The sequence below is a fragment of the Nesterenkonia salmonea genome (genome assembly GCF_005771525.1).
GTDB lineage: Bacteria > Actinomycetota > Actinomycetes > Actinomycetales > Micrococcaceae > Nesterenkonia > Nesterenkonia salmonea.
Genome location: NZ_VAVZ01000033.1, coordinates 23,664 through 41,838, shown reverse-complemented (window position 1 = coordinate 41,838; position 18,175 = coordinate 23,664). Strand labels below are relative to the sequence as shown.

Sequence of the window (18,175 nt, the reverse complement as noted above, 5' to 3'; positions counted from 1 at the left end):
GACCCTACATCGGCGTCAGATCAAGGATCCGGGGCCAACGTGTACACACATTCTTGCCTATAACCCCACTTTGATAAGCGGGCAGCATTCTCCTCACAACGCCCGCGGAGGTTGGTGAGGCGGGATTATCACTGGTTTAACGACCTGACAATGCCGCGGAAACGGCAACAGGGCAGTGTTGGATGAACCACGCCCCGAATGTGAGGGGCTGCCTCCGTTAGAAAGAGACACTCATGTCCTATGTGAAACCGTCGGACCTGGCTCTCCGCATGATCGACGCAGGCGCGCAAAAGTCGTTCATGTCCACCAGAGACACCTTGATCCGCGCCTATATGGGTGGTGCGATCCTCGGGCTAGCAGCAGCATTCGCCATCACTATCACCGCGCAGACAGGCAGCGCCCTCGTGGGAGCCATGCTCTTCCCCGTGGGATTCGTCCTCCTGTATCTGATGGGTTTTGACCTGTTGACCGGGGTCTTCACCCTCGTACCACTAGCGCTGCTGGATAAGCGCCGCGGGGTGACCGTGAAATCCATGTTCCGCAACTGGGGCCTGGTATTTCTTGGGAACTTCTTCGGAGCCTTCACCGTTGCGGTGCTCATGGCCATCTACTTCACCACGGGTTTCGCCACCCCACCCGATGAAGTTGGGGTCGCTCTGATGGAAATTGGCCATGGTAGGACCGTCGGTTACGCCGAATACGGCGCGGCTGGCATGCTCACGTTGTTCGTCCGGGCGATCCTCTGCAACTGGATGGTCTCCACCGGAGTGGTCGCGGCCATGATGTCGGACAGCGTCCCAGGCAAAGTCATCGGCATGTGGCTCCCCATCATGCTGTTCTTCTACATGGGATTCGAACATTCCATTGTGAACATGTTTCTGTTTCCCGTAGCGCTGCTGATGGGTGGAGACTTCACCGTCATTGACTATCTTATCTGGAATGAGATCCCGACCGTTCTAGGCAACCTGCTGGGCGGACTCATGTTTGTGGGACTCACTATCTACATCACCCACCGGCGCACAGGACCCAGCCGCGAACTCCAGGTGGAGGCAGAGAAGGTTCCAGCTGGCGCGTAAGCTCCAGGTCTGGGACTGCGCTGATCGGCCTCATCTTTCCTTGCCGACACGGAAACCCACGTGTTCGAAGGCAAAGAGGGATGGGGCCATCAGTCTTTGCCTTGCGGCCGAGCGCCCGCTCGTCGAAAGCGAAAGTTCAGATAGCGAGCCGGTATCCGCGTTTGACCACGGTCTGAACCACCGAAGAGATCTGAAGCGACTTGCGCAACCGGGACACCAGCATCTCCAGAGCACGTTCACTGTCGCAATGCGGCAACACTGCCAGCAGCTCGTCCCTACTGAGCACCGCACCATTCGCCATCACCAGTTCGCGCAGGAGCGCCAGGGGTGCTGGGGGCAGCCGCACCGGGGCAGCTTCGCTCTGCGGGAATCGCACCTGGTGACCGCGGATCTCCATGGCACCGTGTGCGGTTTCCGCCCTGACGATGTGGTGGGACTCCAAATGGTCGCAGACCTTCTTGATCAGGGCACCAAGACGCCACCGGTCCGGAATGATGGCTTCAACGCCCGCGTCTGCTAAAGGATTCGCAGTGACCGCCCCGACCGCGGCCGTCAAGACATCTGATTGCAGAGCATCCACGAGGTCATCACGTTTGCCGTACTGCTGGGCTACCCCAAGAAAAGCCTCCACTGCCGGGGCTGCGGTGAAGGTGACCATGTCCAGCTGACGCTCGATCACGGCGTTGATCATCTTCAACAGATCAGAGTCTTCAGCGGGTTTGGTCCAGGTGTACGGCATGACCGTACAAACATTTGCCCCAGCGTCCTCTATGCGGTGTACCTGACGATGGTTCAGCATGCCGTGGAGCTGAAAGGCGACCGTTTTCCCACGAATGTCCTTCTGCAGAAGCATGTCCAGCATGGTGTCGGTGCGTTCATCCTCAGCAGCCCCGTCATCGTCCAGACCCGCGGCGCGGATCGCACCACGCGCTTTGGGCCCTCGCACCAAAATACTGGCACCACTGAGCGCCTCGTAGAGCTCTGGCCACACGCCGTAGGTCTCGGCCGCTTCCGCCCAGCGGCGCATACCATATGCGGTGGTGATGATGACGTAGTCCGGTGCCGAGGCAATTACTGCGTTGGTCTCCTGCTGAAGAGTGACCGATTCCGTCAGTGACGCAATACGGAGCGCAGGAGCGTGGGTCACCTCCGCTCCACGTCTTTGGAACGCGGCGATCAGCTCTTCGCTGCGCCGGTCCGAGGTCACCCCTATACGGAACCCGGACAGAGTCTGCGGTAGCGACGGCGCAGCGACAGCTTCCCGGGGAAGCGCATCAGGTTTCTGCTGACGGTCGGGGACAGGTTCTTCGGGGGAGTGTGAGCTCAACGTGGATGCGGCTCCTTCTGGGTCAGAGGGCGGCGGTCGGGAAAGCTGCTGCCGAAGCTGCCTGTAGTACCCGCCCATAGACTGCGGAAGCTTCTCCAGTCTCAGGTCCGTTGGAAGCCAGTTTAACGACTTCACCGATGACCAGGACCGCTGGAGAACGCAATCGCTGGGTGGCGGCAACCGTATGAACAGCGTCGAGCTGACTCAGTGTGACACGTTGGTCAGCACAATAGCCGTTCTCGACAGTGCCAACGGGGGTCTGTCTCGACAATCCGTGTCTCATCAGGCCCTCCACAGTGTGCCCGAGGGTCCCGATTCCCATCAGGATCACGATAGTCCCACCCAATGTGACCAGTCCGTTGAACTCATCTTCGGTCAAGGGATCGTGGGCTGAAATGACCGTGAACGCTCTGTTGATTCCGCGGGCGGTGACCGGTATGCCTGCTGCGGCGGGAACCGACACTGCTGAAGTCACTCCGGGAACGACGGTGACCGGCACGCCCGCCTCCCGGCATGCTGCGACCTCTTCGCAGCCGCGTCCGAACACAAATGGGTCGCCGCCTTTGAGCCGCACCACGTGTTTTCCCTCTAGCGCCCACCGCAGGATCATTTGGTGAATGTTCTCCTGCGACACCCGGTGGTGTCCGGGACGTTTCCCCACGTCAAAGAGCTCAGCATGCGGGGCCCAGGAACGCAGTTCCTCGGTCGGAGCCAACCTGTCGTAGAGCACAACATCGGCGGTGAGCAGCACGTCTCGGGCCCTGACTGTCATCAGATCGACGGCGCCTGGCCCGGCGCCCACTAAAGTTACGCGGCCCACACTCATATCCCAGTCTCCTTTAAAGCGACGGCCGTGGATGAGGAAACACCATGGCCTTGGTTCCTAAGCTCTTCGCGGACCGGAATCGTGGGGCCGATGAGCACAAGATCAGCTGAGTCCCGCTCCTGATCGGTCGCAGGTCGGATTTGCCCACGTTCGAGAACGTATTTCAGGTCCGTGTCCGGGGATTCGGGCGCGTTGACAAAGCTGCGGAACCGGCGGAGTTTCTCCGGATCCCGCAATGTGGCCGCCCACTCGTCCTCATATCGGTCTACATGCTCGGCGATGCTGTGTTCAAGGTCTGCGGCTACTCCCAAGGAATCGTGAACCACGACGTCTTTGACGTGGTCAACGCCCCCGGGGAGTTCTTCGATCCACCGTGCAGTGCGCTGGAGTCGGTCAGCGGTCCGGATGTAATACATGATGTACCGATCGATGTAGGCCACCAGGGTGTCATCGTCGAGGTCCTTAGCTAGGAGCTGCCCATGCACAGGGGTAGCGCCACCGTTACCGCCGACGTACATGTTCCAACCGTCCGAAGTGGCGATGACTCCCACATCCTTTGCGCGGGCCTCGGCGCATTCCCTGGCACATCCGGAGACGCCGAATTTCATCTTATGTGGGGACCGCAAGCCCTTATACCGGTTCTCGAGGAAGATGCCCATGGCAACTGAATCTTGAACACCGTAGCGGCACCAGGTGCTGCCCACGCAGGATTTCACGTTCCGCAATGCCTTGCCGTATGCCTGCCCCGATTCGAAACCGGCGTCCACCAGGCGCGCCCAGATGCTGGGAAGCTGTTCGAGTCGTGCTCCGAAAAGATCGATCCGTTGTGCAGCTGAGATTTTGGTGTATAAGCCGAAGTCGGTGGCAACCTGCGCGATGACCGCCAGTTTTGCTGGTGTGATCTCTCCAGCTGGAATGCGCGGCATCACAGAGTAGGTGCCGTTCTTCTGCATATTCGCCAGGGCGCGATCATTGGTGTCCTGGAGCCCACCATGGCCAGTGCCGAGGATGTATTCGTCGTGCATGGCGGCGAGCATCGACGCGACGGCAGGTTTGCACACATCGCATCCGAGGTTCTCAGAGGAGTCGGCCGGGGTGCCGAAGTGGTCGACGATTTCCGTGAATGAGCGCAGTTGAGCGGCGCGGACCCCCTCGAAAAGTTCAGAGCGCGACTGCGAGAAGTGCTCGCACATTGCCCGTGTGACTTCCACTCCCTGGGCGAGCATCTCCTTTTCCATGACCTTCTTGGCTAGCGGAATACAGGACCCGCATTGAGTGCCTACAGTCGTGCAGGCCTTGAGCGCTCCCATAGTTTTGCAGGGCGCCGCGCCATCTCTACCTGAGACGGCTTCACGCACGGTGCCAGCGGAGACGTCCTTGCATGAACAGATCTGGGCGTCATCAGGTAGCTCAAGGTCAATTTCTGCGCCGCTGGGTGCCGAAAGGAAAGCGGCCGGCTCGGCGGGCAGTTCACGGCCCAACAGTGGACGCAACGAGGTGTAGGGGCCGGCATCTCCCACGAAAACTCCGCCCAGCAAAGTCCTGGCGTCGTCAGTGACAACCAGTTTCTGGTAGAGCCCCTGTGCGGGGTCGGCGTAGACGACTTCTAGCGCGCCTGGGGTCCCTCCGAAGGTGTCTCCGAAACTTGCGACGTCCATTCCCGCAAGCTTCAACTTGGCTGCCGTGTCAAAACCTTCAAAACTCGCCTGTCCGCCGCAGAGCTGGTCAGCGACCACCTCCGCCATCGCATTGGCGGGCGCCACCAGCCCCATGCAGATATCTTCGAAGCAGGCCACCTCGCCGATTGCCCACACGTTCGGCGCTGATGTGAGGCAGGTGTCATTGATGACGACGCCGCCGCTGGGACCGACCGTTAGCCCTGCCTCCACTGCCAGCTCATCACGTGGAGTGATCCCTATGGCTGCTACGACCAGATCGCAGGGCACATGGCTGCTGCGTTCAAATTCGAGGGTGTACCCATAGCGTCCGCCGTGGTTGCTGGACAGTGCCTTCGGGCGCTCTCCCAGTTGCAGGTTGTAGCCCTCCTGGGCCAGAAGCCGGTTGAGTGCTCGGCCGCCACCTTCATCCAACTGGGCGTTCATGAGATGTCCGCGTGAGTGCACGATGCTCACGTCGGCGCCCTGCCCCGCAAGACCGCCGGCGGCCTCCAGGCCGAGCAGGCCTCCACCGATCACAGCGCAATGCGGGTCTCTGCCCAGTTGGCGCTTGAGTTCTTCCACTCTGCGGACCAACCAATCCACATCATCAATAGTGCGGTAGACGGCGATCTCATCCTGCCCCGGAATCCCAGGGCGGGGGGCCGATGAGCCGGTGGCGAGAACTACGTCGTCGTAGGCGACCTCTTCACCGTCGGCCAAAGTGACAGTCTTGGCAGATGGGTCCAATGCCACTACGGGTTGGCCTGTATGCAGAGCTACTCGAGGGTCGTCCCACAGGGCGGCGTCTCCCAGCAGCAGAGTATTCTCAGGCTCATCGAACCTCTTCGACAGCGCCACCCTGTCGTAGGGCGCTGAGGATTCTTCGCAGTAGACACTGACATGCAGGCCAGGGCGCTCGCGGGAGAGCAGTGCTTCTGTCAGGCGGTGGGCGGCAGGTCCGCCGCCGACCACGACCACGTGACGCGTGAACGGTGGGGCACCAGACATTGGACGACCTTTCCCAGGTGGATTACCGAGCGTTGACTCAACCTTAGGGAGAGCGCGTTTCCGCGCAGTGTCCTTCATGTGAGGCGTATGTGACGGTGCCCTCACCAGCCTCAACTAAGGATGTGAGGCCAGCTTCATGCGGACGTTACACCGCAGTGTTCCGGCAGAAATTAGGTGCCACTACTGTGAAACCTGCACACCCAGCGAAACGTCGTCCCGAAAGGACCCACTATGGCTACGCAGGTTCTAGATCAGGTGATCGCATCATCGGACCAAGACTTCAGCGGCCAATGGAGGACAGTGTGTCCTCTGGACGAGCTGGAACCCTTCTGGGGTGAAGCAGCCCTTCTGTCCGGGGTGCAGATCGCGCTGGTGCGTCTACCGAAAGACCATGTCTGCGCGGTGGACCACTGGGATCCCCGCGCGCAGGCGAACGTGATGGCCCGGGGGATCGTAGGGTCATCCAAGGGTAAGACCACGCTAGCCTCACCGATCTACAAGCAGGTCTACGACCTCAAAACCGGTGAATGTCTCTCCGAACCGGGGCCGGCGCTGACCTCCTACCCCACCAAAGTGGTCAACGGCCAGGTGCTGGTCTTCCTCTGAGATGCCTGTGTTTGCTGGAGCTAGGACTGCCGTACTGGCCGCGATTTCACATGGGACGAACTACCCCGCCGGGCAGGACGCCGTCAAAGGGCTAGTCGAACAAACCGTGATCAAGGCCGCCGGGTCAGAATCAGTCACCGATATCCAGCTCGGGCATGTGGACGTCCAGCAACCTGACCCCGAGTCGGTCCTCTCCGGATACGCCCCGAAAGAGCCAGCTGTGCTGGTGCCGCTTCTTCTGTCAGCAGGCTTCCACGTCAACGTTGACCTCCGGAAGGCTGCCGAAGCAGCTGGGGCTGGGCGGCCCGTGGTTGTTGCCGGGGCATTGGGGCCCGATGCGCGGCTTGTTGACGCCCTTGAACAACGACTCAGTGAGTCCGGGGCTGACCCCGCCACCGATGTTTTCATTCTGGGAGCAGCTGGCTCGTCCAACGCCGGAGCCGTCCAGGATGTGAAAACTACTGCCGACATGCTTGCCGAACGCCTCGGCTGCCCGGTGCAGGACTCGTACCTGTCATTCGCGCAACCCACCGTCCACGACGCTGTTTCCGCGGCCCGGGCGGCGAACCCGGACAAACGAGTGGTGATTGCCAGTTATCTCTTAGCGCCAGGCTACTTCCAGAACATGATGACCCGGCAGGGGGCAGATATCTCCACAGGGCCCCTTTTGGATGTCGTAGGAGGTAACGCTGATGTTCCGCCCGGCTTGCCGGATATCGTGTTGGACCGTTTCCACCAGGGGCTCGCGAGGCTCTGAAGGTTCAGCAGGGGCATCCCCAGGTAGGATATTCCCCACCATGACTGAGAAGCCGTTCGACCCGTGGAACTCCGGGACGCCCGCCTACCGTGCCGCGCTGATCGCGGGCATGGCCTGCAGTTTCTTGGGCATCCTCACGCTCATTTTCGCCGCAGTCGCAGATTCTGGCCCGGCCCGCACCACCGGAATCGTGCTCATCGCCGCTGGCATCATCAGTCACGTGACCGGCATTGGTCTGCGCAAACGCCAGGCAGTGCACATCATCCGCGAGAGAAAGAGCCAGGGTTGAGCATCAACACTGCCCGGGAAGGGCACACCTACCCCGCCATCACCTATCAGGTGGGCCGGGAGGCAGTCCGAGAATTCTCTATTGCCGTCAAGGCGGAGCATCCAGCACACCACAACCTGGAAGCCGCTGCCGACCTCGGGCACCAAGACCTGCTCGCTCCGCCGACCTTCGGCGTGGTGATCTCCCAGCGGGCAGAAGCGGCAGTGGTCGCCGACCCTGAGGCAGGGATCGATTTCTCCCGCGTAGTGCACGCCGATGAACGATTCGTCCACCACCACCCCATTACCGCTGGTGAAACCCTCAATGCGGCCACAACCCTGGAGCGGATTCGGCTCATGGGCGCCGGTGCCATGGTCACCACCGTCACAGAAATCACGCACGACGGCGACCCACGCGCCACGGTCACTTCCACACTGTTGGTCCGGACCGATGAAGGAGACGACTGATGCCGCAGCTTGCCGACCTTGAAAAGGGCCAGAGCATCGGCCACCGCACCGTGGAGCTCTCCCGCGCAGACCTCATTCGCTACGCGGCGGCCTCCGGAGACCACAACCCCATCCACTGGAACGACCGTTTCGCCACAGAAGTCGGACTCGATGGGGTGATCGCACACGGCATGCTCACCATGGGGGTCTCCGTTGAACTCGTAGCCCAGTGGGCCGGGGACCCAGCCAAGGTGGTGGACTACCAGACACGATTCACCAAACCCGTACCAGTTCCCGAACCTCCCCACGGCTCCCCGGAAACCCCTACCGCTCAGCTGGAAGTCTCCGGCAAGGTAGGCAAACTCGACGCAGAAGCGAAGACTGCGCGGATAGACCTCACCGTTGAACTGGCCTCCGGTGAGCAGAGAGACAAAGTGCTCACCAAGGCCCAAGCCGTCGTCGTGTTGGACTGAGGGACCGACACGAAGCCGAAACACTGAGCCTGCATATAATCACTCCAGCAGCACGCACCCCTAAGGGCGTGCGACGACCACCTGACAAGGGAGACATCACATGCCCAGCATGAGTGAACACACGGACAAGCCCTGGCTGAAGCCATTGGCGCTGGTCTCCATCGCGGCACTGGCACTCACCGCCTGCGGTGACGACGATGCAGCAGACGACGCCGAGCCGGAGGCGGAGGTGGAAGCCGATGTTGAGCTCGACACTGAAGTCGCGACGCTCGAAGAAGGCGTGTTGCAAATCTGCTCGGATGTGCCGTACCCACCGTTCGAGTACTACGACACCGACGGAAACGTCGTCGGCTTCGACATCGACATCGCTACAGCCATTTCGGATGCTTTAGGTCTAGAGCTGGAAATCATTGAATCCTCCTGGGACGGCATCGAATCGGGAGTGGCGCTCAACGCAGAGGACTGCGACCTGGCGATCTCCGGCATGACCATCACGGAGGAACGTTCCGGAAACATGCTCTTCAGCGAGCCGTACCTGGACGACAACCTGGGTCTCCTCGCGACTGCCGACTCCGGCATCTCCTCCACTGACGATCTGGACGGCGTTCCAGTGGGTGTTCAGGCTGCCACCACCGGTCACGACTACGCTGAAGACGAGCTAGGCCTCGACGTTACCCAGTATGAGGACTCCGGGCTGATGCTCCAGGGTCTCGATGCCGGTCAGGTCGACGCGATCGTAGGCAATATCTCCATCATCGGCTACCAGGCAGGTGACGACGAGCGCTTCGAGTTCGTTGAAGAGATCGACACGGGCGAGCAGTTGGGCATTGCCGCGCAGTTGGAGAATCAAGAGCTCATCGACGCCGTCAATGAAGTCCTCGCAGAGCTCGACGCCTCCGGCACCATGGAGGAGATTGAGGATTCATGGTTCCGCTCCGAGACTCCGGAAGAGGCCGAGGATGAGGACGAAGCCGACGAAGACGACGCTGATGAGGACTGAGCGCCGCTAGGCGCAGTTCACTATGGCGCTATCCAACCGGGACAGGGCTAGGCTCTCCCTAGGAATCCAGGCAGCGATCTTTGCTGGGGTCGTCGTCGTGCTCATCATCATCATTGACTGGGCGGCGGTACAGCGGAGCTTCTTCAACCTTGAGCCCGTGATGGCCATGTTCCCTGAGGTCATCACGGTCGGGCTCTGGAACACCGTGCGGTACACGTTCTTCGGGTTCATCTTTGGACTGATCGGCGGCACAGTTCTGGCGTTGATGCGCATAGCCTCATTCCCGGTCTACCGGTGGATCGCCACGATCTACATCGAGTTCTTCCGCGGTATCCCAGCGATCCTGGTGTTCATCGCCCTCGGGTTCGGGGCCTCCTTGGCCTTCGGCCTGAACCTCTCTACACTCCAGACTGCGTCCACCGCGCTAGCCATAGTGGGTGCGGCCTATATTGCCGAGACCATCCGGGCCGGACTCCAAGCTGTGCCCAAGGGCCAGATGGAGGCCGCCCGGGCCCTCGGAATGCCTGCCTGGCGAGCCATGGTGACGATCCAAATACCGCAAGCTTTCCGGATTGTCCTACCGCCGTTGACCAATGAGGCGATCCTTTTGACCAAGGACTCATCACTGATCTTCGTGGTCGGGATGGCCGGCTCCGCTGCGGAACTGACAAAAATGGGCCGCGACGGCATCACCATGTATCAAGCGGGAATGACCCCTCTAGTTGTCGCTGGCATCTGCTATCTGATCATCACGGTCCCGCTGTCCATCCTCGCCCGGCGCATGGAGGAAAGATCCCCAGCAAGGTCTTCGCGGAAGCGGCAGAAGAAGGCCACCGCCTCACCCGTCACGTCAGGGGTTGCATGAGCGAATTGGTAGGAACCCCAGAACAGGTAATCAGTGACCCCGCCGGCGTGGTGATTGATGACTTGCATAAATCCTTCGGGGACGTTGAAGTGCTTAAGGGCATCGACATGACTGTCAGCCCTGGGCAAGTGGTGTGCCTTATCGGAGCATCCGGATCCGGCAAGTCCACGCTGCTGCGCTGCGTGAACCGTCTAGAGGATCCGGATGCCGGTCGCATCACAGTCGGTGACTTCGAGGCAACAGATCTGGATGTGAACTTAGATGCCATGCGGCGGCAGATCGGCATGGTGTTCCAACAGTTCAACCTCTTCCCACACCTCAGTGTCCTGGAAAACTGCACAATCACCCCGCGCCGAGTGCTCAAGCAATCACGGGATGAAGCTGAGCGGGAAGCGCTGCATCAACTGGACCTGGTGGGTCTGAAGCACCTCGCTGATCGGCGCCCAGCACAGCTCTCGGGCGGCCAGCAGCAACGCGTGGCGATTGCCCGCGCGCTGACGATGAAGCCAAGTCTGATGCTCTTCGATGAGCCCACGTCTGCCTTGGACCCAGAGACTGTCGGCGAAGTTCTCGCCATCATGCGGGACCTGGCCCGAGCCGGCATGACCATGATCGTTGTCACCCACGAGATGGGCTTCGCTCGGGAAGTGGCGGACCGAGTGGTGTTCCTCGACAAGGGTGTGGTGGTGGAAGAGGGGACTGCGAAGCAGGTTATTGGTGCGCCGACTCAGCCCCGGACGCAGGACTTCCTGCGTCGGGTGCTCAACCCCTTAGGCGAGTAGCGCCCCCAGTGCCACATGGGGCCACTCAGGAGAACCACAGCATGAACATATGTGTCACTTTATGACGCGTGTTCACCAGCATATACGGGGTCCGGCGCTATGCTGGCAACTGCATCACGAGTTGCGGCTGGCACGATCCACTTCGAGCCGCACACCAACCCCATGTTCACGGGTGGTCTGGATTCAGATGCGGCCCGCTTCTGGCGCCTCTAGGCGTCACTGCCCGGGGCGGGCAAGAGCAGTACTTAGAGGATGACTTCTTACGATGCGACGAATGTGTTCGTCAACGAGCCCCCAGGTCACACTTCACTGGTGCTGACCCACTAAGCCCTTGTGGGGAGGGCAAGATTTCCCCACACTCTCATTCACGTGAGCGGCCGGCGACCCATGCCTGCCGATCTGCATGCCCACACAAGGAGACACCCCCATGATTACTCGCATCACCACATCAACGGCATTGATCGCCGCCCTGGCATTCAGCCTCACCGCATGCGGTCAGGAAGAAGGCGGTGACGCCATCCCAGAAGATCAGACCTCCTTCACCATCGGTGTCGCCAACGAGCATGAGGCACACCGGGAATTGGCAAGAATCGCTGAGGAGGAGTACGGCTACGAGATCGAGCTCGTCAACTTCTCCACCTACCCGGAAGTTAATCCCGCGTTGGCTGCTGGAGACCTGGATGCCAACTGGTTCCAGCACATTGCCTACCTCGCTGAGCACAACACAGGCACGGGCGACAACCTGTTGCCGATCGGGCCCACTGAGATTGTTCCCCTGACTCTCTACTCCAACGAATACAGCGATGTGAGTGAGTTCGAGCAGGGCGACACCATTGCGATTCCCAACGACGCGGTGAACCAAGGGCGTGCCATCAACGTCCTCGTCGCCGCTGACCTACTCGAACTGTCCGAGGAGACGTCTCAGCCTGAGCCGAGGCACATAGACGAGGAAGCCTCCACCGTGGAGGTGCAGCCGGTGGACGCGGCGCAGACCGTCAACGCTCTGCAGTCAGTCGAGGGTTCGGTCATCAACAACAACTTCGCCCAAGACGCTGATCTCGACCCGCTCAACGACGGCATCTTTTCCGATGACGCTTCCGACCCGGCCGCATTCCCGTATATCAACACCTTCGCAGTCCGCGAAGCAGACGTTGACAATGAAGCTCTCCAAGAGATCGCATCCCTCTACCACGACGAACGCGTCCTCGACATCATGGACGAGCGCTCCAACGGAACATCCGTTCCCGTGGATGATGTCACCGCAGAAGAGCTGCGTGAAGCACTCACGGACTATGAAGAAGCGTTGAGCAACGAGGACTAAGACCACGGACTGGGACTGCCCATCTCAGCCCATCACACCGGCACCAAGGAAAGGAAAGAAGTGAGCACAGACGGCACCACTGATGCTCGCGCCGGCGGAGACCCACTCATTGAGTTCCGCCATGTGACGCGCAGATTCAGCAGTGGAAGGGGATCCGCGGTCACCGCCGTAGATGATGTCTCCTTCACTGTCGACAAGGGGGAGGTCTACGGAGTCATCGGCTTCTCGGGGGCCGGAAAATCCACTCTGATTCGCCTGATCAACGGACTTGAACGGCCAACCTCCGGCATCATCACCGTGCTCGGCCATGAGGTGTCGGGCCTCTCCGAGTCTAAGCTGCGCCATGTGAGGTCACGCATCGGAATGGTCTTTCAGCAGTTCAACCTGTTTCAGTCACGCAACGTGGCTGGCAACGTCGCCTACCCGCTGCGAGTGGCGGGCTGGGGGAAAGCCGATCGTGAGCGCAGAGTCCACGAACTGCTGGAATTCGTCGGATTGGCAGATAAGGCCAAGGCTTTCCCCGAGCAGCTCTCCGGTGGTCAGAAGCAGAGGGTCGGCATCGCCCGCGCCTTGGCGGTCAAACCGGACGTTCTTCTCGCTGATGAGTCCACCTCAGCACTGGACCCCTCCACCACAGGGGAGGTGTTGCGACTGCTGCGCAGAGCCAATGAGGAACTTGGTATCACCATCGTGGCCATTACCCATGAGATGGAAGTCATCCGGTCTATTGCAGACCGGGTGGCTGTCATGGACAAAGGGAAGATCATCGAAGAAGGCCGGGTATACGACATTTTCTCCAACCCCCGCGACGACGGCGAGGTCACCTTTGTCGGTTCGGCGCTGAAGGATAGGCCGACGCCGGAGGACATCGGCCGGATTCGTCAGCACACCACAGGCAGGCTCGTCACGGTCTCACTGAAAGACTCGTCAGCGGTAGGCAGCGTGCTGGGTCGAGCAGCAGAACACGGCGTCGCATTCGAAATCGTCCACGGCGGCATGAACACCACCAAGAACGCGAGCTTCGGGCTGCTCACTCTCGCCCTGGAGGGAGAGCACCACGCAGTGCAGAGATTCGTGGAGACGATGAAAGCTGCCACTCCAGTCCAAGAGGTCAGAGACGGGGAAGAGGTGCCGCGATGATTGATACATACCGGAACCTCGACTGGGACTACTACGGTCCTGAGCTGTTTGACGCACTCGGTGAGACCATCCAGATGGTCGTCTTCGCCTTCGCAATTTCTGCTTGGATCGGCTTGACGCTGGGTCTGCTGCTCTACACCACACGGGCCGGCGGTCTATTGGCAAACGCCCCAGTGTTTTGGACGGTGAACTTCCTGGTCAACACCATCCGCCCGATACCGTTCATCATCCTCATTGCCGCCCTGCAACCGGTGACCATCAGCATGCTCGGGACCGGTATCGGAAATACTGCAGTGATCCACGCCATGGTGTGGGCCTCCAGCTTCGGTATTGCGCGGATCGTGGAGCAGAACTTGGTCACCATTGACCCCGGAGTGATAGAAGCAGCACGTGCCATGGGTGCTTCACGGACTCGGATTATCTTCACGGTCATTTTGCCGGAAGCTTTCGGGCCGTTGATCCTCGGCTTCACCTTCGTGATCATCGCCATGATCGATATGTCCGCCCTGGCTGGGATCGTCGGCGGAGGTGGACTGGGCAACTTCGCGATCGTGGAGGGCTACCAGCGGTTCCGTCCGGAAGTGACCTGGCTGGCTGTGGCCGCAGTGATCGTCATGGTGCATCTGTTGCAGATCCTCGGCAACCTTGCCGCACGAAAGGTCCTGCGGCGCTAAATACCTGCCCCTCGGTGATCACTGGGCATGTCCCGAGGGGTGGATGGGTGGAGGCCCGGCAGCACGGTGCAGCTGCCGGGCCTCCTGTACGTCCAGCTGCAGGGCATTCCACAGTTAGGCTTGGGTGGTGAGCACAGCGCAGATTTTCGCCGACCACACCACAGCACGGGTGGGTGGTCCAGCAGGTCAGTGGATCGTGGCCCGGAGCGAAGCCCAGGCCATCGATGTCCTCCAGTCACATCCGCTTCCGGACGAAGCGGTCCGGACTGCCGGGCAGGATTCACTCCTCGTCCTCGGAGGCGGGTCCAACCTTCTGGTCAGCGACCACGGATTTCCTGGGACAGTTCTTCAGCTCGCATTTACCGGGCTCACCGCAGAACCTGTAGGTGACGACGCCGTCGATGTCAGTGTTGCCGCAGGCCATGACTGGGACGCCGTGGTGGCGTGGACGGTGGAGCGTGGGCTGCGTGGGTTAGAGACCCTCTCTGGGATCCCTGGTGCCACGGGCGCAGTTCCGGTGCAGAATGTGGGTGCCTATGGGGCCGATGTTTCACAGACCATCGTGGAAGTGCGGGTCTGGGACCGGTCCGCCGGAGACATCCTGATGCTGAGGGACAAGGACCTTGAGTTCGGGTACCGCGACTCACTGCTCAAGCGCACCACCATCTCAGGTTCGCCTCGATACGTGGTTCTGTCTGTGACGTTCCGATTGACCCACCAAGCTGGTCCACCGCTCTCCGGACCGGTCCGCTATGCGGAGCTTGCGCATGCACTGGGACTGGATCACACTGCCGAAGAATCGGCCCGTCGTGCCCCTCTGCCCTATGTGCGGCACAAAGTCCTGGAGCTCCGGGGAAGCAAAGGGATGGTGCTCAACGCAGCCGACCATGACACATGGTCCACCGGGAGCTTCTTCACCAACCCCATCATCGCGGCCTCGCGCCTGTCTGAGCTGCCAGAACGCACTCCCCGGTTTTCTGCCGGCTACAGCGGGGATGGTCAGGCCTTGGTCAAACTCTCGGCCGCCTGGCTCATTGACCAGGCTGGCTGCGGAAAGGGATTCGGCCTCTCTGATGGGCCGGAACTGGGCCGTGGTGCAGATGGGACCGGTCTTGCGGAGGGGCGAGCAGCGTTGTCCACAAAGCACACCCTGGCGGTCACCAACCGCGGAAACGCCTCCACTGAGGACCTGCTTACGGTGGCCCGTGCCGCGCGAGACCAGGTGCAGCAAACCTTCGGCATCACCCTGCACCCCGAGCCTGTGCTGATCGGCTGCGAACTCTGACTCTCTTGAGGCCCTTGACCCAGCAGGCTATGGTTCACGGCCCGACCGCTGGGATATGATCAAGGGATCAAGGTCGCCCAGCAATGGTGGTGAGAGCGATGGAAAATCTTCCTGACCGGGCACACGTTGTTGTCATCGGGGCGGGTATTGTCGGCAGCTCTATTGTCCGTCACCTAGCCGAACTAGGGTGGCGGGATATCCTGTTGATCGACAAGGGGCCTCTGCCTGAACCCGGAGGCTCCACCGACCACGCGTCGAACTTTGTCTTCCCGGTGGACCACTCCAAGGAGATCACCGAACTCACTCTGGACTCGATCCGCCAGTACACCGCACTCGGAGTACTGACCCAATGCGGTGGCATCGAGGTTGCGCGCACGCCGGAGCGTCTCCAGGAGCTGCGCCGGCGAATGACCTCGGCGACCGCCTGGGGAATCGATGCCGAGGTGATCAGTCCGGCACAGGTGAAAAATCTCATGCCTTGGATCCGGGAGGATCTGCTGCTCGCCGGATTCCATACCCCCACCGGTGCGATCGTCGACGCTGTGCGTGCCGGTGAACTGATGAGAACCCGGGCTCTGGGCTTAGGCGCCCTGCAGGTCGCTGACTGCACCGAGGTCACTGGGCTTGAGGTCGATGCCGAGCCGCACGGTGGCCTCAGGGGCCGAATCCGTGCAGTAGAAACCGACCGCGGCAGGGTCGAGGCTGAATACGTCGTTATTGCCTGCGGCGTGTGGAGCCCACAGATTGCCGCCCTCGCAGGGGCGAACATCCCATTGGTGCCAGCCGTCCACCAGATGCTTGACCTTGGCCCAATCCCTGAGCTCGCAGCCACTGAGGAGTGGATCTCGGTGCCATTGGTCCGCGATATGGACGCCCGCATGTATGCCCGCCAGCGGGGACCCGACTTGGAGCTGGGCTCATACGCACACCGGCCGATCCTGCATGAGCCCACTGAGATCCCCCCGCTGGGGGCCCCGGGCCAGAACTCGCCGACTCAGATGCCCTTCACCGAGCAAGACTTCGCGACGCAGCTAGCCCACGCCCGGCAGCTCTACCCCGAACTACTCGGTCAACACAGCCGCGACGGCGTCGAGGTCACCCAAGCGATCAACGGACTGTTGTCCCTGACCGCCGACGGTGCTCCACTGGTGGGAGAAACTGCAGAAGTTCAGGGACTGTGGTCGGCGGCCGCTGTGTGGATCAAGGAAGGACCAGGCGTGGGGCGCGCGCTGGCCGAATGGATGACTGACGGCGCCCCCGAGGTGGACATCCACGGTGCCGACATCACCCGCGTCTCCCCACACGGGAGGACGCGACGCCATGTCCGTGCCCGCGCGGCAGAGGGCTTCCCCAAAGTCTATGGAATCGCGCACCCGCGAGAGCAGTGGACCAGTAGCCGCCCGATGCGCACCAGTCCGTTCCACCCACGCACGCATGCCCTCGGCGGGGAGTACTTCGAGGTCTCCGGTTGGGAACGCCCTCAGTGGTACGCGGCCAACGCGCCCCTGATCGCTGAGTACGCAGGACGCATCGATCACCGGGTCCACGAGTGGGACTCCCGCTGGTGGTCACCAATTATTGAAGCTGAGCATCTGGCCATGAGGGAAAGGGCTGCGATGTTCGATCTCAGCTCATTCACCGTCATCGACATCTACGGCGCCGGTGCCCTGGACGGAGTGCAGCGGCTGGCCATGGCCAATGTGGACCGTGCTGTGGGCCGGGTCATCTACACTCCGCTGCTTGATGTCCGAGGCGGGTTCCGTTCCGACCTGACCATTGTGCGGCTGGCACAGCAGCATTTCCGGGTCATCACGGGAGCAGCCGACGGCGCTCGCGACCTCGCCTGGTTCCGCCGCCATCTGGGGGCTGAACTCGATGAGGGTCGCGTGGTGATCCATGACATGACCTCGGCTACCTGCGCGATAGGACTCTGGGGGCCCCAGGCTCGCAGTATTGTGCAGAGACTGACCGACGATGACGTTTCCCATGAAGGCTTCCGATTTGGCACAGCCCGGGACGTAGTGCTCGCTGGAATTCCCACGCTGATGGTTCGCATCTCCTATGTGGGTGATCTCGGATGGGAGATCCACTTGCCGGTGGAGCACGGCCTGGCGCTGTGGGACGCCCTATGGGAAGCCGGCCGACCGGAGGGGCTCATCGCTGCTGGGGCAGGGGTGTACGGCACAACTGGACGGTTGGAGAAGGCGCACAGGCTCTTCGGGGCTGAGCTCGCCCCGGATCGCGACCCAGTAGAAGCCGGTCTTGCCCTTCCGAAGGTTAAGGACGCTGACTTCCTGGGCAGGGACGCCTACTTGACGGCACGAGTCCAGGAGCCGGCAGCGGTGCTGTGCACTTTGGCCCTCAGAGGGGGAGGGGTTGCCGGACCCCGGTTCCCCAGCGGAAATGAGCCCGTCTTAGACGACGAGGGCTCACCCCTGGTGGATGGCCGAGGGCGGCGCAGCTATGTCACTAGCGCAGGGCCGGCGCCGTCGTTGGGTCGCTACATCATGCTTGCCTACCTGCCACCGGAGCGGGCAGTCCTCGGCACCCGGCTGCAGGTCGAGTACCTAGGGACGTTGCTTCCAGCCGAGGTGTTAGCAGTGGGCCGGACGGCGCCTTTCGACCCGGAGCATGATCGAGTCAAAAATTGACGAGTTCTCGCG

The 18,175-nt window shown here is 61.3% G+C and carries 17 protein-coding genes; 14 read left to right on the top strand and 3 right to left on the bottom strand.

The window, feature by feature from the left end; translation table 11 throughout:
• The first annotated feature begins 233 nt into the window (after positions 1-233).
• On the top strand, positions 234-1,076 hold the full coding sequence (locus FEF26_RS11715; RefSeq protein WP_138253724.1) for a formate/nitrite transporter family protein: 843 nt from the start codon (positions 234-236) through the stop codon (positions 1,074-1,076).
• Between the two features lie 136 nt (positions 1,077-1,212).
• Here the strand turns inward: FEF26_RS11715 and FEF26_RS11710 are convergent, their stop codons facing one another.
• The 3 genes from FEF26_RS11710 to nirB are packed head-to-tail and all read right to left on the bottom strand — an operon-like array spanning position 1,213 to position 5,895.
• A complete protein-coding gene (locus FEF26_RS11710; protein ID WP_138253723.1) occupies positions 1,213-2,403 on the bottom strand; it encodes a uroporphyrinogen-III synthase in 1,191 nt (396 codons plus the stop codon).
• A 22-nt stretch (positions 2,404-2,425) separates the two neighbouring features.
• The gene (gene cobA, locus FEF26_RS11705; RefSeq protein ID WP_138253722.1) at positions 2,426-3,229 is read right to left on the bottom strand and encodes a uroporphyrinogen-III C-methyltransferase; all 804 of its coding nucleotides are present in this window, start codon (positions 3,227-3,229) and stop codon (positions 2,426-2,428) included.
• The gene (gene nirB / locus FEF26_RS11700; RefSeq protein WP_138253721.1) at positions 3,226-5,895 is read right to left on the bottom strand and encodes a nitrite reductase large subunit NirB; all 2,670 of its coding nucleotides are present in this window, start codon (positions 5,893-5,895) and stop codon (positions 3,226-3,228) included. Before nirB ends, cobA begins: the two co-directional genes overlap by 4 nt.
• A 231-nt stretch (positions 5,896-6,126) precedes the next feature.
• On the opposite strand from nirB, the gene nirD reads away from it, so the two are divergent.
• From nirD to FEF26_RS11635, 13 genes are all read left to right on the top strand, one after another.
• Complete coding sequence (gene nirD, locus FEF26_RS11695; RefSeq protein ID WP_138253720.1) at positions 6,127-6,501, top strand: nitrite reductase small subunit NirD; 375 nt, start codon at positions 6,127-6,129, stop codon at positions 6,499-6,501.
• Position 6,502: 1 nt separating this feature from the next.
• A complete protein-coding gene (locus FEF26_RS11690) occupies positions 6,503-7,258 on the top strand; it encodes a sirohydrochlorin chelatase (RefSeq protein WP_138253719.1) in 756 nt (251 codons plus the stop codon).
• 40 nt (positions 7,259-7,298) lie between these two features.
• Positions 7,299-7,547, top strand: a complete 249-nt coding sequence (locus tag FEF26_RS11685; RefSeq protein WP_138253718.1) for a hypothetical protein — start codon at positions 7,299-7,301, stop codon at positions 7,545-7,547.
• The gene (locus tag FEF26_RS11680; RefSeq protein ID WP_138253717.1) at positions 7,544-7,993 is read left to right on the top strand and encodes an FAS1-like dehydratase domain-containing protein; all 450 of its coding nucleotides are present in this window, start codon (positions 7,544-7,546) and stop codon (positions 7,991-7,993) included. Before FEF26_RS11685 ends, FEF26_RS11680 begins: the two co-directional genes overlap by 4 nt.
• Complete coding sequence (locus FEF26_RS11675) at positions 7,993-8,445, top strand: MaoC family dehydratase (RefSeq protein WP_138253716.1); 453 nt, start codon at positions 7,993-7,995, stop codon at positions 8,443-8,445. Before FEF26_RS11680 ends, FEF26_RS11675 begins: the two co-directional genes overlap by 1 nt.
• A 109-nt stretch (positions 8,446-8,554) precedes the next feature.
• Positions 8,555-9,445 (top strand): ABC transporter substrate-binding protein, encoded by an 891-nt coding sequence (locus tag FEF26_RS11670; protein ID WP_166433016.1) that lies wholly within the window; start codon positions 8,555-8,557, stop codon positions 9,443-9,445.
• Between the two features lie 22 nt (positions 9,446-9,467).
• Positions 9,468-10,310 (top strand): amino acid ABC transporter permease, encoded by an 843-nt coding sequence (locus FEF26_RS11665; protein WP_138253714.1) that lies wholly within the window; start codon positions 9,468-9,470, stop codon positions 10,308-10,310.
• Positions 10,307-11,092: an amino acid ABC transporter ATP-binding protein gene (locus tag FEF26_RS11660; RefSeq protein ID WP_138253713.1), complete on the top strand. Its 786-nt coding sequence runs from the start codon at positions 10,307-10,309 to the stop codon at positions 11,090-11,092. The genes FEF26_RS11665 and FEF26_RS11660 overlap by 4 nt, the downstream gene beginning before the upstream one ends.
• A gap of 427 nt (positions 11,093-11,519) precedes the next feature.
• Positions 11,520-12,413 (top strand): MetQ/NlpA family ABC transporter substrate-binding protein, encoded by an 894-nt coding sequence (locus tag FEF26_RS11655; RefSeq protein ID WP_166433015.1) that lies wholly within the window; start codon positions 11,520-11,522, stop codon positions 12,411-12,413.
• Between the two features lie 60 nt (positions 12,414-12,473).
• Positions 12,474-13,553 (top strand): methionine ABC transporter ATP-binding protein, encoded by a 1,080-nt coding sequence (locus FEF26_RS11650; protein WP_138253711.1) that lies wholly within the window; start codon positions 12,474-12,476, stop codon positions 13,551-13,553.
• The gene (locus FEF26_RS11645; RefSeq protein ID WP_138253710.1) at positions 13,550-14,227 is read left to right on the top strand and encodes a methionine ABC transporter permease; all 678 of its coding nucleotides are present in this window, start codon (positions 13,550-13,552) and stop codon (positions 14,225-14,227) included. Before FEF26_RS11650 ends, FEF26_RS11645 begins: the two co-directional genes overlap by 4 nt.
• 127 nt (positions 14,228-14,354) lie before the next feature.
• Positions 14,355-15,512 carry a UDP-N-acetylmuramate dehydrogenase gene (locus FEF26_RS11640; protein WP_138253709.1) on the top strand — a complete coding sequence of 386 codons (1,158 nt, stop codon included), beginning with the start codon at positions 14,355-14,357 and terminating at the stop codon, positions 15,510-15,512.
• Positions 15,513-15,610: 98 nt separating this feature from the next.
• Positions 15,611-18,163: a GcvT family protein gene (locus FEF26_RS11635; RefSeq protein WP_138253708.1), complete on the top strand. Its 2,553-nt coding sequence runs from the start codon at positions 15,611-15,613 to the stop codon at positions 18,161-18,163.
• Positions 18,164-18,175: the final 12 nt, after the last annotated feature.

What these genes read in the sequence shown, in the direction of transcription:
- FEF26_RS11715 (WP_138253724.1), top strand. Translation starts at nt 234, where the DNA reads ATGTCCTATGTGAAACCGTCGGACCTGGCTCTCCGCATGATCGACGCA.
- cobA (WP_138253722.1), bottom strand. Translation starts at nt 3,229, where the DNA reads ATGAGTGTGGGCCGCGTAACTTTAGTGGGCGCCGGGCCAGGCGCCGTC.
- nirB (WP_138253721.1), bottom strand. Translation starts at nt 5,895, where the DNA reads ATGTCTGGTGCCCCACCGTTCACGCGTCACGTGGTCGTGGTCGGCGGC.
- nirD (WP_138253720.1), top strand. Translation starts at nt 6,127, where the DNA reads ATGGCTACGCAGGTTCTAGATCAGGTGATCGCATCATCGGACCAAGAC.
- FEF26_RS11690 (WP_138253719.1), top strand. Translation starts at nt 6,503, where the DNA reads ATGCCTGTGTTTGCTGGAGCTAGGACTGCCGTACTGGCCGCGATTTCA.
- FEF26_RS11685 (WP_138253718.1), top strand. Translation starts at nt 7,299, where the DNA reads ATGACTGAGAAGCCGTTCGACCCGTGGAACTCCGGGACGCCCGCCTAC.
- FEF26_RS11675 (WP_138253716.1), top strand. Translation starts at nt 7,993, where the DNA reads ATGCCGCAGCTTGCCGACCTTGAAAAGGGCCAGAGCATCGGCCACCGC.
- FEF26_RS11670 (WP_166433016.1), top strand. Translation starts at nt 8,555, where the DNA reads ATGAGTGAACACACGGACAAGCCCTGGCTGAAGCCATTGGCGCTGGTC.
- FEF26_RS11665 (WP_138253714.1), top strand. Translation starts at nt 9,468, where the DNA reads ATGGCGCTATCCAACCGGGACAGGGCTAGGCTCTCCCTAGGAATCCAG.
- FEF26_RS11660 (WP_138253713.1), top strand. Translation starts at nt 10,307, where the DNA reads ATGAGCGAATTGGTAGGAACCCCAGAACAGGTAATCAGTGACCCCGCC.
- FEF26_RS11655 (WP_166433015.1), top strand. Translation starts at nt 11,520, where the DNA reads ATGATTACTCGCATCACCACATCAACGGCATTGATCGCCGCCCTGGCA.
- FEF26_RS11645 (WP_138253710.1), top strand. Translation starts at nt 13,550, where the DNA reads ATGATTGATACATACCGGAACCTCGACTGGGACTACTACGGTCCTGAG.
- FEF26_RS11635 (WP_138253708.1), top strand. Translation starts at nt 15,611, where the DNA reads ATGGAAAATCTTCCTGACCGGGCACACGTTGTTGTCATCGGGGCGGGT.